The following is a 14656-nucleotide window of genomic DNA, read 5'->3' as shown; positions in this document are numbered from 1 at the left end:
TAAATATAATTAAATTTTTTAATTTCAATAACTTATAATTTGTTATTTAGGTTTGTAACAAAAATGTTATAAGGCTGGAAAATCAAATACCTCCCCTCAAATAAACGATAATAATTTTCATTAACAAATGAGAGGTGAATAAATATGCTTTTTAGTTGTTATTTTATGTTGTCAATGCCGGTTTGGGCTGTATTTTTATTAAATTGTAAACTTTTGGTTCCGAAAACATAAGGACTTTGCTATGTTGGTTAAAAAGTGAGCTTGTGAGGGGTGGGACACCGCGTACCGCAGTGAAAGATTGGTCGGCATTACACGCTTAACTAGCCAGCATTTGTCGCTTAAGTGATGGGCAAAGAAGGAAAGTTTGTCTGCACAGCGCCGAATATTATCAATAACGGAATGTTGAACAATGACCCAACTAACACTACCTCAATTTTCATTCAAGCTTAGAGATCATTATCTCATTGGCGAGAATGTGAGCTTCAAGGCGTCTCCAAATACATCTGGCCTGTTTAGCGCCAATGGCCCTGATACCATCGTCATTCATTTCACTGCCGGGAGCAGTTTGCACTCGTCGGTCGACGTTCTCACTAATGCTGATAGCGGTGTTTCAGCTCATTTCGCAATTGGCCGAAGCGGCGATATTGTGCAAATGTTGCCTACAAATCGAATAGCGTGGCACGCTGGCGAGAGCGTTTACGCCGGTAGACGTGGTTTAAATCGTTATTCGATAGGCATTGAATTGGATAATGCTGGTCAATTAAAGGCTAAAGAGGATGGACTTTTCGAAAGTTGGTTTGGCAGCACCTACGATGAAAGCGAAGTTATCGCTGCACGACACCCTCATCAATCCTTTAAGGGCTATTGGCACAAATATACCGATATTCAGATTGCGGCAACGATGAGTCTCTGTCGCTTACTGTGTGAGCATTATCCAATTTCTACTGTGGTAGGTCATGACGAAATAGCCCCTTCGCGAAAAGTTGACCCTGGTCCGGCATTTCCAATGGAGGAGCTCAGAAAGTCGTTGGCGCAAAGTACTGAAAAAAAAGAATCACACTCTGATAAAAGCAGTGAACGCGGGTTGCACACACAAATACGCGATAAAGTTATAGATGTCACGTCTAGTCAAAAGCGTCACGTCGCTAATGTCAGCGCTAATTCATTGAATGTGCGAACAGGGCCTAGCATTTTATCTCCCTTGGTCGAACCTGCCTTGTACAAGGGGGAAGTATTAAATGTGTTGGAGAAGCGGGGTGAATGGGCAAAAGTTTCCTTTACAAAAACAGGGTGGGTTAATACGCACTACATTAATGAGATTTCCGTAAGGTTACCGTTAAAACGGTAAGCCATGTCACCTTGAAATAGAGTCACTCTACCTGCGGTAATATGCCGTGATGACGAAGATTTTAAATCTCGCTAAGTGGGTAATTATCTACGCGGACTGGTATAACACATTCCCGAAGTGGTGAAAGCCTGATAGGATAATGGCAAAGTAAGCTTCAATTAGACGTACATGCATTCAGATTCACCCAACGACTCTTGGGCAATTCGTTTTGCTCAATTTGTGCAGCGTTTTGGCACACTAAAGCTCAGCATTTTATTTGTTGTTCTTTCACTTGTTTTCACTCTTGGCGGCTCCTATGTCATTCGAGTGAGCATGGGGAGTCAGGTCCAGCCTGATGATTTTATTAGCGCAGTTGTCCTCACTATGCTTTCAGCGCCTTGGGTGTTGTATTTCTTTAGTGAGTTAATTAAGCAGCTAGAAAACTCACGAACTAACTTAAAAGAAGTGGTGAGTCAGCTAGAAAGTTTGCGAGAAGAGGATGTGTTTCTGAACCGAGAGCTTCAGAGCAATATCAGACAGCTAAATCATGAGATAGAGCAGCGAAAGCAAGCACAAGAAGAGCGAGAAGCTCTGTTTAAAGATTTAGAGAAAGAAATTCAAGATAAATCAGAACAAGAAGCACAAGCGCGCCGTCTTTCTACACTGCTTCGTTCAATTATCGACGCCTCCCCAGATCTCATTTATTACCGTAATGAAGAAGGACGCTTTGCCGGTTGCAATCGCATCGCCGAACTTATGACGGGGAAAACAGAACAAGAACTGTTGGGGCTAACCCCTAAAGATGTTTATGAAGAAGAGCTTGCTCGTCAAATTGTTGCCAGCGACCATGAAGTATTAGAGACCAACGCAAGCATTACAGAAGAATTGTGGCTTCGCTTTGCTGACGGTCGCAGACGCTACTTTGAAATGAAGCGCGTGCCATTCTTCGACAAAGAAGGCAACCGCTTGGGCTTATTATCTTTTGGTCGAGATATGACCGAGCGTAAACAAGCTGAAAATGCCGCTGCGAAGGCCAGTACGGATAAAACCCGCTTTATTGCCACTATCAGTCATGAGCTTCGCACTCCATTAAACGGTATTGTTGGCTTGAGCCGCATGTTGCGCGATACCGAGCTAAGTGATGAGCAATTTAGCTGGGTCAGTACTATTTACGCCAGCGCGATTACACTGGGCAATATTTTTAACGATATTATCGATCTGGATAAGCTGGACAGAGATAAGCTTGAGTTAAGCCTCAAGACCATTTCACTTAAGGACTTTACCGAAGAACTGAGCAGTATTATTCGCCTGCTAGCAGGAGATAAGCAGCTTAATTTCAAAACAAAGATTAACGAACCGCTGCCACGTCTTGTTGAAATAGACGGAACACGCCTTCGACAGATCTTGTGGAACATCTTGTTTAACGCCGTGAAGTTTACGCAAAAAGGCCATGTGAGCTTATCTGTTTCTGCAACAAAGCCCGATGGAGATAAGGCTTACGTTACCTTCGTTATAGAAGACACAGGGGTAGGTATTCCAGAAAGCGAAATCGACAAAATTTTTGCGATGTACTACCAGGTTGACCATCCTGACCATCAGTCTGCTACCGGAACAGGAATTGGTCTTGCGATTTGCAAGCAAATGGTTGACTTGATGAAGGGGGAAATCCACGTTTCTAGCCAAGTGGGTAAAGGGACGCGTTTTGAAATTGTGCTACCGGTGCAAATTTCTAACAGCCCGATGAAAGTAGCCCAACTTGAAGTGACCGGTCTCAATATCTTGTTGGTAGAGGATATTGAACTCAATGTCATGGTGGCAAAAGCTTTACTCGAAAAGCTTGGCCAGAAAGTTGACGTTGCCATGACCGGGCAAGAGGCTATAGATAAAGCACGAGCCACGCAATACGATTTGATACTGTTGGATATACAGCTTCCTGACATGACAGGGTTTGACGTAGCAAGTACGTTAATCGAAGAAGATTTAGTTATGCAGACGCCTATTGTTGCGCTCACTGCGAATGTCATCAAGAAACGCGACGAGTATCTTGAAAACGGTATGGATGACGTCATTGCCAAGCCGATTAAAAAATCTCGGGTTATTGAGGTCTTCAACGAGCTGTTCCATGCACCTCCTGCACCGTTAGAAATTGACGGTGAAGTAGAGCGTCCTGAGCCCAATAAAACATTAAGTAACATTTTAGATATGGACTTGTTGCAAATGTTAGTGGATACCATAGGGGATGAGATGGTGCGCGCTAGCGTTAAAGTATTCCAAGAAAAAATGCCGGAATACATGGAAATACTGCAGTTAAGCTTAAGTGCGGACGAAAAGTCGGAAGTGTGCTCGCAGGCACACAAGATCAAAGGAGCCGCAGGCTCTGTTGGTTTGGCCCGTGTACAGCGTATAGCGAATCAAATTCAACAAGGCGATCATCCTACTTGGTGGGAAAATGTGCATGATTGGGTAGAAGAGCTGCAAATGGCTGTACAGCACGACATGAAAGCATTGCACGATTGGCTGAACGAACAGCAAGTTGACGATTAAGCTGCGCGACGCGCCTTCAATTAATTGACGTAAAAAGAGGGCTTGCCCTCTTTTTTGTTATGTAAAGTCAGCTTTATTATTGATAATGCATCCCACTGCGCTGACTAATTCAGTGGTAAAAGGAATGATTATTATGACAACTTCCTCACAACAAGAGACGGTTTTTTCGAATAATCAGCTTAGCATTGATGAGATACCTGTACTTAAAACATTAACCTTACTGCCTATATCCAAGAAGTATCGCGCGCTGAATGTCTTTTCAATAGGGATGGTAGCGTTGGTATTAACAGGTATAGCGACAGGACTGAGGTTCCAACGTTTCTGGTCGTTACCGGAGAACTTGGTTCTTGCTTACCCTTATGTGGTCGCAGGTGTCGTCGCTATCGGCGGAGTGTGGGCTCTGTACCACTTTTTTGCTGATGTACGCATATTCTACGCAATTCGAGAGCAAGACATTAGCAAACAATCTGGGTTAATTTTTAGGAAGCTTTCTTGTCAGCCTATCTTGCGGGTTCAGCACGTTGAAGTGAATCGCGGTCCTTTAGACAGGTGGGCAGGTCTTGCATCACTTCAGGTCTTTTCTGCAGGAGGCGAAATGCATACCTTTGAAATCCCTGGGTTAAGCCTAGAGAGAGCGGAGCAGCTGCGAGAGTTCATTCTCGCTCACAAAGATATAGGTGCCCGCTAGTGACTGCGCCTGAAACATCTTCAAATCTAGCGTCTCATTCTGGCGAGTCGCACGGGCTAAAAGACGATGCTTCGATCCAGTCTCAAGGTTCAGAAGCGGGCCTGGCTGAGCCAAAGCTTAACGTGGAAACAGGCGGTGATTGGCAGCGTCTCTCACTTATTTCAATTTTGTACTTTACCATTCGCAATATTACCAATGCGGCGCAAGGTCTTGTCTATGCCATCCCGGCCGTGGCCATTTCGTTCAACATTTGGGATAACTTGTTTTCCTTAGAAGTGCTAATTGGCGTTGCTGTCTTGATTTTGTCTACAAGTAGCAGCGGCGTAATCAGTTATTTAATGTACAAGTTTCGCGTGCACAATCAACACGTCGAGATTCATCATGGTGTGTTTCAGCGCCGCTATACCAACCTGCCGTTGTGGCGTATTCAAAACGTTAAGATAGAAAGACCATTTTACTATCGGCCCTTCGGCTACGCGCTCGTGGTGCTTGATACAGCAGGAAGCGGGAAAGAAGAGGCCAAAATAGTAGCGGTACCAGAAGCCTATGCTGAAGCCTTGAAGAAGCAAGTGTTGTACGAAAAAGCGCAGTATGACGAGGATGAATTGGAAGAGCCCAATGGTGTTAACCTATCTAACGGGCCGGGTTCGTCTTTACCCTTACGGGATACGGGCGTTAGAGCGCCAGATTACACACATGCAAATGAAGAGGTGTTAAATCGTCGCTCGGTGAAAGATATTATTATTCACGGTATCACCAACAATCGCGTGTGGATCATCTTAGGTGTCGCTGCGCCTTTCTACGACGATGTCTTCGGTATAGTGTCGAAATGGTTAGCAGATAAGGGCTTGCAGCTTAATCAAATCGTAGGCGAGCAAACGGTAGCATGGTGGCAGTTTGGACTCTACGCGTTTGTAATTTTAATGATGATCATGGCGCTGGTGGCATTGCTTAGTGTGGGCGGTGCGCTTTTCACGTTCTACGGTTATACGTTATCACGAGCGGGAGACCGCTATATACGGCGCAGCGGTTTGCTCAATAAGCTGGAAGTGAGCATGCGTGCATCACGCATTCAAATGATCACGGCAAAACAAGACTGGCTGGATAAATTACTAAAGCGGGTAAATGTGTATTTTGAGCAGAACTCAACCGCAGGGCAGCAAATACAAGAGTTGATGTCACCAAATAAACTCATTGTGCCATCAGTAACCGAATATGAAGCCTTTGCGCTTAGCCAGGAAGTGATGCCGGGATGTGATTTACGCACTCAGCACTACCAAACCATCAGCAAGCGCTTTATTCGGTTTTGGCTGCTCATCGCCTGGACGGCTCCGCTTCTTGGGGTATTTATTGTAGGCGCTGTCACTGCTCATGTAGACATTATGATTGGCGCAGCCACGATGTTTATTCTGGTAGCGCTTCTTCTGACGCTCAGATGGTGGCGCTGGGGGATCGCCTTCGATACTAAGTACGTGTACATAAGACGAGGTAGAATAGGTGTGGACTATCAGTGTTTTGAGCCCTATAAAGCGCAACAAGTTATTATTAAACAAAGTGTTTTCATGAAGCGTAAAAAGCTGGCCACTATAAAATTTGTATTGGCTTCAGGTGCGGTGACCGTGCCGTTTTTACCAGAAGAGTATGTTTACCAACTGGCTGATCGTGTGTTATTCGAAGTGGAGTCAACCAGAAGGTCTTGGATGTAAAGTTCATTGTTTATATCAGTCCGCACACATAGTCACCCACTCAGCGAGGCAATTATCAATGAGGATTAATGGTATTCTTTGTGCAAAAAGCGCGCAATTGTGTAAAGGTAGGGGGTAAATTGCACAAAATTGCGTTTATATGGATATTTTTGATTACTGCGTTATTGCGATCTACCTCATTACCCTACTCATCATCGGCTTCAGTTTGCGTGGTCAGCAGTCAAAAAGAGACTATTTTTTAGCAGGAAGGAGCTTGGGGTGGAAACCGTTGCTCCTTTCAATTATGGCAACACAACTGTCAGCCGTGAGTTTTATCTCTGCTCCGGCTTTTGTCGGGTTTCGCGAGGGAGGAGGCTTAATTTGGCTTTCCTATGAACTGGCGGTTCCGCTAGCTATGCTTCTACTCATTACTACTGTTTTACCCACGTTGTACCGAAGTGGCGTAGTAAGCATATATGATTATCTTGAGCGGCGTTTTTCCACCTCAACACGGATATTCATCAGTTTGGTATTTCAGTTTAGCCGAGCGTTTGCTACGGGAATAATGGTGTATGCATTGTCGATTATCTTACGGGGAACCATGCAGATTTCAACAACGCAGGCAATCATGCTTATTGGTGTCATTACCGTTTTGTACTCATTACAAGGTGGCATGAAAGCCGTTGTTTATGGTGACGCTGTGCAGATGGTCGTTATTGTTATAGGTACTGCAATCTGTATTGCTTTTGGGCTTGATGCTTTAGGTGGATGGGACGCCTTTATGCAGTTACTTCCCAGTGAACGTGTTTCCACCATAAACTTTTCATCTATGGGCTTTGATGGCGATGGTTTTGGCTTTTTTCCCATGGTGCTGGGAGGCGTGATCCTTTATGCCTCCTACTACGGTTGTGATCAATCTGAGGCGCAGCGGGCGTTGTCAGCTAAATCTGAAAGCGACCTAAAAAAGATGATGCTAGCCAATGGCATTTTTAGGTTTCCAATCACTTTACTGTATTGTTTAGCAGGATTAGTAGTTGGAACGTTAGCATTTAACGATGCCAATTTGCTATCTAAAATTCCCAAAGACAACCCAGACTGGCTTATGCCGATTTTCATTCTTAACTATTTACCTAATGGGCTAATTGGTTTACTTGTAGTGGCTATTCTTGCTGCCGCTATGTCTTCGCTAAGCTCGGCTATTAATTCTCTTGCCGCTGTCTCACTTGAAGACTATTTTAAACTTACTCGACGGCGAGCAAAGCCTCGAGGCTATCTCAGATCTGCAAAGTTCGCAGGGCTGATATGGGGCGCGATTATCTTACTGCTCTCCCTCAATGCTGGTAACATAGCGCCGACGGTAATTGAGGCAGTGAATAAGGTAGGATCAGTCTTTTTTGGTCCAGTACTGGCTGTGTTTTTACTCGGAATATTGACGAGAAAAGTTAATGCCAATCATGTCAATATTGCGCTCTTGTGCGGTGTTTTTACTAATTTAACATTCGCATTTTTTGTCGAGGATGTATTTTGGTTTTGGTGGAATGTAACGGGGTTTCTAGGCACAGTGATACCGGCGATTATTCTCTCTTTACTTGCGCCTAACAACGAAATGAGTACGGGCACCGTCGCAAATGGAGAGAAGGGGCGTTTTATAATCGACAAGTCTATTGTCACCTTGTTAATAGGATATTTTTTCTTGCTGATGTTTATTTGCTACCTGATACCAAATTGGCTGCAATAATAACACAGAGATATCAGGCATGAGCCGCTTCAGCGACGGCGTCTCGAAGTATAATTTGGTCTTTACCCGCATTTTTCGCTTTGTACAAACGGGCGTCTGCAACTTCAAGCTGAGACTCTAAGGACTCGTGTTCTTCGGTACACACGCCAATACTGCATGTGACATTGAATTTATGACAAGTAAACTCGGTCTGTCGTACTGCATCCATAAATGTAGCGAGAGCGGAAAGGTAAACTTTTGGTGGTCTTACCGACACTACAGTGAATTCTTCACCTCCATAGCGAACAATGAGGTCGTCAGGAAAATGGTCTTTTAGAAGTGCAGCGAATTCCTGCAGCAGCATGTCGCCGGTTTTGTGGCCATAGGTGTCATTAACACCTTTAAAGTTGTCGGCATCTATCATGGAGACGATGACGTTTGCCTTGGCGTCATTACTTGCAAATAACTCCTCAGCTTTTTCATAAAGGAAACGGCGATTATAGACTCGGGTAAGCGGATCTAAATTGGCCGAGTCGCGAATAGTTTGAATCATTTCCTGTGATTCAAGGTTTTGCATAATGCGACAATAGAATTCTTCATGATAGAAGGGTTTTGAAAGGAAGTCGTTCGCTCCACTTTTTATAAACTTGGAGGTAAGGACGCTATCGCCGGTGGCAGAAAGTCCAATAAAGACTAAGTCCTGCATGCGCTTTTCATGGCGAATAGCCTTAATCAGTTCATACCCATCCATATTCGGCATTCGATGGTCAGCAATCACCATTTTAATATCGCGGTGGTTATTGAGCTCGGCGAGGGCCTCTAAACCGTCGTTTGCCTCGTGTACTTGAAACTTAAATTTGCGAAGCAAAGAACAGATATGATTACGGCTGGTGATAGAGTCTTCAACAACAAGCACTTTCGTAGTCAGGTTCTTTCTTAGACGGTCTACTAACTTAGACACTTGCAGGTAAGAATAGCGAGACTCTTTGGTAATGTAGTCCAATACGCCCTGATCAAGGAGTTGCGAGCGGGTAAACTCATCGAAGTTACCAGTTAATACGATAGTTGGGACATTGTATGAAAGCGCCAATTCAACACTTTCGCCATGCGGCGCATCGGGAAGATTTAAATCAACGATTGCTGCTAGATATTCGGTACCGCTTGCAAGTGCATTTTTGGCCTCAGCCAAATCTTCGCAAAGATCACATGTAAAGTATGGGTTTTCCTCAATAAGCTTATTGACGATCTTACGGACAGTAACGCTGTCCTCTACTACAAGAACTTTATACATGTGAACTTCTCTTTCTACTTGTCTTATACCAATCCGCATAGATAATTGCCGGCTCAGAAGGTGCTGGCAAGTTTCCTAGCGAAGCGTGGGAATGCAGGAATGGCTGTTCCCTTTAATTCCCAGAATGAAGCTAGGAAGCTTGCCAGACCTTCCCGTAGGTCGAGTTTAAAATGTCCGTACTCTTTGTTGTGTCACTTTGATGTGGCACCACTATACCTGCGGTAACACGCCGCGATTACGCACATTTTAAGTCTCGCTGAGTGGGTAATTATCTATGCGGACTGGTATTATAATAATACTCAACAATGACAGAAAAAGCCCTCTCATAGAGGGCCTTTCATACGAATGTCTAATTTGTGACGCTTAATTTATGACAATAGGGGCGAGACGGCTGTAATTAACTTTGTTCAACCGGAACGCGGACGACACCTTCCATAAGAACACGCGCGCTTCTGCTCATCACCGCTTGCTTAATTTGCCATTTGTTATCTTCAAACGTCGCTTTTGCTCCTACTCGAAGTGTTCCTGATGGATGTCCAAAGGTAACCGACTCTCTATCAACACCGCCTGCCGCCAAGTTTACGAGCGTACCTGGAATTGCCGCCGCGGCTGCAATAGCTACCGCAGCCGTACCCATCATGGCGTGATGCAGTTTGCCCATAGACAGTGCGCGAACCAATACATCAATGTCTGAGCCCAAAATGTCTTTTCCGCTTGACGCTTTATAGCCTTTGGGAGGAGCGACAAACGCAACCTTTGGTGTGTGCTGCCTGTTTGCAGCTTCACCCACATCGTTAATGAGGCCCATTTGAACAGCGCCGTGTGCACGAATGGCTTCAAACTTTGCAAGTGCATCGGCATCACTATTGATGTCATCCTGCAGTTCAGTACCTGTATATCCGATGTCTTCAGCGTTGATGAAGATAGTGGGGATCCCCGCGTTAATCATGGTCGCTTGCAGTGAGCCTACGCCGGGGACTTCCAGTGTGTCGATTAAGCGTCCGGTAGGGAAAATGGCCCCTTCACCATCAGCGGGGTCAACAAATGCCACCTCCACTTCCGCTGCAGGGAAGGTAACGCCGTCTAGTTCAAAGTCGCCAGTTTCCTGTACTTCGCCATGGGTCATTGGCACCTTGGCGATAATGGCTTTGTCGATATTGGCTTGCCAGATATTGACGGTGGCAACACCATTTTCTGGAATTTTGCTTGTATCTACTAACCCATTGCTAATGGCGAACGCACCTACGGCTGCGGTCAGGTTTCCGCAGTTACCGCTCCAGTCTACAAAAGGTTTGTCGATAGCAACTTGCCCAAATAAATAATCGACATCGTAACCTTCACGTTCACTTTTACTCAAAATCACGGTTTTACTGGTACTTGAAGTCGCACCGCCCATACCGTCAGTTTGTTTACCGTATGGATCGGGGCTTCCAATCACGCGCAGCAGCAATGCATCACGCGCCGGTCCCGGCTTTTGCGCTGCTTCTGGCAAATCGGTTAAGTTAAAAAACACACCTTTACTGGTACCGCCACGCATGTAGGTAGCCGGTACTCGAAGTTGTGGCGCATACTTTGTCATGTTTTTTCCCTCAGCTAGCTTCAGCTTCCAAGAAGTCCTTGGCGAAGCGCTGTAATACGCCGCCTGCGCTGTAAATAGAGACTTCTTCTGCGGTGTCTAAGCGACAGGTTACCGGCACTTCGAGCTGCTCACCGTTTTGACGGTTTACTACTAGCGTAAGCGTTGCTCCCGGTGACGGTTCGCCGCTAACGTCGTACGTTTCTGTACCGTCTAGCTCTAACGTTTTACGGGTAGTGCCCGGTTTAAACTCAAGCGGTAATACGCCCATGCCAATAAGGTTAGTGCGGTGAATACGCTCGAAACCTTCTGCCACAATGACTTCAACACCGGCAAGACGTACGCCTTTAGCTGCCCAGTCGCGTGATGAACCTTGACCGTAATCAGCGCCTGCAACAATGATCAGTGGTTGTCTGCGGTTCATGTAGGTTTCAATAGCTTCCCACATGCGCATAACTTGGCCCTCAGGCTCAACGCGGGCAAGAGACCCTTGTTTCACTTCACCGTTTTCTAGCACCATCTCGTTGAACACTTTCGGGTTCGCAAGGGTAGCGCGCTGAGCGGTTAAGTGGTCACCACGGTGTGTGGCGTACGAGTTAAAGTCTTCTTCAGGTAAGCCCATTTTATGAAGATATTCACCCGCTGCACTGCTGGCTAAAATAGCGTTTGAAGGCGACAAGTGATCGGTAGTGATGTTGTCACCTAAAATTGCCAGCGGACGCATACCTTTCATGGTGCGCTCGGCATCCATTGCGCCTTCCCAATAGGGCGGGCGACGAATGTAGGTGCTCATTTCACGCCAGTCATAAAGCGGGTTAATGTCTTTGCCATAGTCAACGCTTAAGTCGAACATAGGCTCATACACTTTTCTGAAATGCTCTGGCTTCACTGACTTCGCTACAATAGCATCAATTTCTTCGTCGCTTGGCCAGATGTCTTTAAGCGTTACTGGGTTGCCGTCTTTGTCAGTACCTAAAACGTCTTTTTCAATATCAAAGCGAATGGTACCGGCAATAGCGTACGCCACTACTAGCGGCGGCGATGCCAAGAACGCTTGTTTAGCATAAGGGTGAATACGGCCGTCGAAGTTACGGTTACCCGACAATACTGCTGTAGAGTAAAGGTCGCGGTCGATGATTTCTTGTTGAATTTTAGGGTCTAGCGCACCGCTCATACCGTTACAAGTCGTACACGCAAACGCCACAACGCCAAAGCCTAAATCTTCCAACTCGCTCATTAAATTGGCTTCTTCAAGGTACAACTTAACGGCTTTAGAACCTGGTGCTAGTGAGCTTTTTACCCACGGCTTGCGAGTTAAACCACGCGCGTTGGCATTGCGTGCAAGCAGGCCTGCCGCTATAACATTGCGTGGGTTAGATGTATTGGTACAGCTGGTGATAGCGGCGATAATAACTGCGCCATCAGGCATTTTGCCTTCTTCTTCATCCCACTTCGCAGCAATGCCGCGACTTTGTAAGTCGCTGGTAGGTAAACGTGCGTGTGGGTTAGAAGGGCCAGCCATATTGCGGCCTACAGCAGAAAGGTCGAACGTTAGCACGCGCTCGTATTCGGCAGTGGCTAAATCATCTGCCCACAAACCAGTGTGCTTGGCATATTGTTCAACCAATGCAATTTGCTTTTCTTCACGCCCTGTCAGGCGCAAGTAATCAATGGTTTGCTGGTCAATGTAGAACATGGCTGCAGTGGCGCCGTATTCCGGTGTCATGTTCGAAATAGTAGCACGGTCGCCTAGCGTAAGATGCGATGCACCTTCGCCGTAGAATTCCAAATACGCTGATACCACACGCTCTTTACGCAAGAACTCTGTTAGTGCTAATACAATGTCGGTTGCGGTAATGCCTGGCTGTGGTTTACCGGTAAGTTCAACACCTACGATGTCAGGCAAACGCATGTAAGACGCACGGCCCAGCATAACGCTTTCCGCTTCAAGGCCGCCAACGCCTACGGCAATTACACCAAGCGCATCAACATGTGGCGTGTGGCTGTCGGTACCTACTAGTGTGTCAGGGAAGGCTACGCCATCACGTGCTTGAATAACGGGTGACATACGCTCCAAGTTGATTTGGTGCATAATGCCGTTACCCGGCGGGATAACATCTACGTTTTTAAACGCGGTTTTTGTCCAGTTGATAAAGTGAAAACGGTCGTCGTTACGTCTGTCTTCAATCGCACGGTTTTTCTCAAATGCGTCTTTTTCAAAACCAGCATGTTCAACAGCTAAGGAGTGATCAACAATCAGCTGCGTTGGCACAACTGGGTTGACTTTCGCCGGATCGCCGCCTTTTGCTGCAATAGCATCGCGAAGACCTGCCAAGTCGACAAGTGCTGTTTGCCCCAAGATATCGTGACACACTACGCGAGCAGGGAACCACGGAAAATCTAAGTCGCGCTTGCGATATATAAGCTGTTTAAGGGAATCGGTTAGCATTTCAGGGGCGCATTTGCGCACCAAGTTTTCAGCTAATACACGCGACGTATAAGGCAGCTTGGCGTAGGCGCCAGGCTCAATAGCATCTACCGCTTCACGGGTATCGAAAAAATCGATACCCGCGTTTGGAAGCGGTTTACGGTAATCAATATTCATAAAACCCCAACCCTAAGCGCGTTCGCTAATAGCAGGCACCGGACGTAGTTCTTCGCCTGTGTATTCTGCTGATGGACGAATAATACGGTTGTCAGCGCGCTGTTCCATAACGTGTGCCGCCCAACCCGTAAGACGAGACATTACGAAAATTGGTGTAAACAGCGGCGTAGGAATTCCCATAAAGTTGTACGCAGACGCGTGGAAGAAATCGGCGTTACAGAAAAGCTTCTTCTCGCGCCACATCACTTCTTCACAGCGAACTGATACAGGGTAAAGCACGTCGTCGCCCACATCGGCAGCTAGCTTTTCAGACCATTGCTTAATGATCTCATTACGCGGGTCAGACTCAGAGTAAATTGCGTGACCAAAGCCCATGATCTTCTCTTTGCGCTCAAGCATGCCCATCATTTTTTCTTCAGCATCATCAGGTGAAGTGAAGCCTTCAATCATTTCCATGGCTGCTTCGTTAGCACCACCGTGAAGTGGACCACGCAGTGAACCGATAGCACCGGTTACACAAGAATGCATATCAGATAAGGTTGAAGCACAAACACGTGCCGTGAAGGTCGACGCGTTAAATTCATGCTCTGCATACAGAATTAGCGATACATGCATGACTTGTTCGTGCAGCTCACGTGGCTTTTCGCCATGAAGCATATGTAGGAAGTGACCACCAATTGAGTCGTCATCGGTTTCGACATCTACGCGCACGCCGTCGTGCGAGAAGCGATACCAATAGCAGATAATACTTGGGAAACAGGCCAACATGCGGTCTGTCACGTCTTGCTGCTGGTCGAAGCTGGTTTCCATTTCAAGGTTACCTAGCATTGAGCAACCCGTGCGAAGTACGTCCATTGGGTGGGCATTTTTTGGAATGCGCTCTAGCACTTCTTTCAATGCTGTTGGAAGGCCACGCATGCCGCGAAGTTTAGTTTTATAAGCGTCTAGCTCAGACTGGTTAGGTAGCTTGCCCTTTAGAATAAGGTACGCTACTTCTTCAAATTGACAGTTTTGCGCTAAGTCTTTTACGTCGTAACCGCGATACGTTAAACCAGAACCTGATTTACCTACGGTTGATAATGCTGTTTTACCTGCAACTTGGCCGCGTAAACCCGCGCCACTTAACTGTTTAGCCATCTTGTTGTCTCCGGTCTTGTGTAATTTGTAAGGTACTTTAAAAATTGTTCAAAAATAAAAAATGAGTGACTCAGCTTCGAGTGGGG

Annotated in this window: 9 protein-coding genes; 5 read left to right on the top strand and 4 right to left on the bottom strand. The window is 46.1% G+C overall.

The window, feature by feature from the left end:
• The first annotated feature begins 409 nt into the window (after nucleotides 1-409).
• From GVO63_RS02055 to GVO63_RS02035, 5 genes are all read left to right on the top strand, one after another.
• Entirely contained in the window at nucleotides 410-1348 is a 939-nt protein-coding gene (locus GVO63_RS02055; RefSeq protein ID WP_159577949.1) for an N-acetylmuramoyl-L-alanine amidase, read from the top strand.
• A 168-nt stretch (nucleotides 1349-1516) separates the two neighbouring features.
• Complete coding sequence (gene arcB / locus GVO63_RS02050; RefSeq protein WP_159494169.1) at nucleotides 1517-3871, top strand: aerobic respiration two-component sensor histidine kinase ArcB; 2355 nt, start codon at nucleotides 1517-1519, stop codon at nucleotides 3869-3871.
• 133 nt (nucleotides 3872-4004) lie between these two features.
• Nucleotides 4005-4559: a PH domain-containing protein gene (locus GVO63_RS02045; protein WP_159494170.1), complete on the top strand. Its 555-nt coding sequence runs from the start codon at nucleotides 4005-4007 to the stop codon at nucleotides 4557-4559.
• Nucleotides 4559-6265, top strand: a complete 1707-nt coding sequence (locus GVO63_RS02040; RefSeq protein ID WP_159577948.1) for a PH domain-containing protein — start codon at nucleotides 4559-4561, stop codon at nucleotides 6263-6265. The genes GVO63_RS02045 and GVO63_RS02040 overlap by 1 nt, the downstream gene beginning before the upstream one ends.
• Before the next feature lie 139 nt (nucleotides 6266-6404).
• Nucleotides 6405-7982 (top strand): sodium/solute symporter, encoded by a 1578-nt coding sequence (locus tag GVO63_RS02035; protein WP_159577947.1) that lies wholly within the window; start codon nucleotides 6405-6407, stop codon nucleotides 7980-7982.
• Nucleotides 7983-7995: 13 nt separating this feature from the next.
• Here GVO63_RS02035 and GVO63_RS02030 read toward each other — a convergent pair whose 3' ends face one another.
• From GVO63_RS02030 to prpC, 4 genes are all read right to left on the bottom strand, one after another.
• On the bottom strand, nucleotides 7996-9252 hold the full coding sequence (locus tag GVO63_RS02030; protein ID WP_159577946.1) for a diguanylate cyclase: 1257 nt from the start codon (nucleotides 9250-9252) through the stop codon (nucleotides 7996-7998).
• Nucleotides 9253-9649: 397 nt separating this feature from the next.
• Nucleotides 9650-10831, bottom strand: a complete 1182-nt coding sequence (prpF, locus tag GVO63_RS02025; RefSeq protein WP_159577945.1) for a 2-methylaconitate cis-trans isomerase PrpF — start codon at nucleotides 10829-10831, stop codon at nucleotides 9650-9652.
• 10 nt (nucleotides 10832-10841) lie between these two features.
• Nucleotides 10842-13433 carry a Fe/S-dependent 2-methylisocitrate dehydratase AcnD gene (gene acnD / locus GVO63_RS02020; RefSeq protein WP_159577944.1) on the bottom strand — a complete coding sequence of 864 codons (2592 nt, stop codon included), beginning with the start codon at nucleotides 13431-13433 and terminating at the stop codon, nucleotides 10842-10844.
• A gap of 12 nt (nucleotides 13434-13445) precedes the next feature.
• A complete protein-coding gene (prpC, locus tag GVO63_RS02015; RefSeq protein WP_061486459.1) occupies nucleotides 13446-14570 on the bottom strand; it encodes a 2-methylcitrate synthase in 1125 nt (374 codons plus the stop codon).
• Nucleotides 14571-14656: the final 86 nt, after the last annotated feature.

This window comes from Alteromonas sp. KUL106 (assembly GCF_009811415.1).
Taxonomy (GTDB): domain Bacteria; phylum Pseudomonadota; class Gammaproteobacteria; order Enterobacterales; family Alteromonadaceae; genus Alteromonas.
Note: the sequence above shows the minus strand (reverse complement) of the source record. Positions and strands in the feature narration are given on the sequence as shown.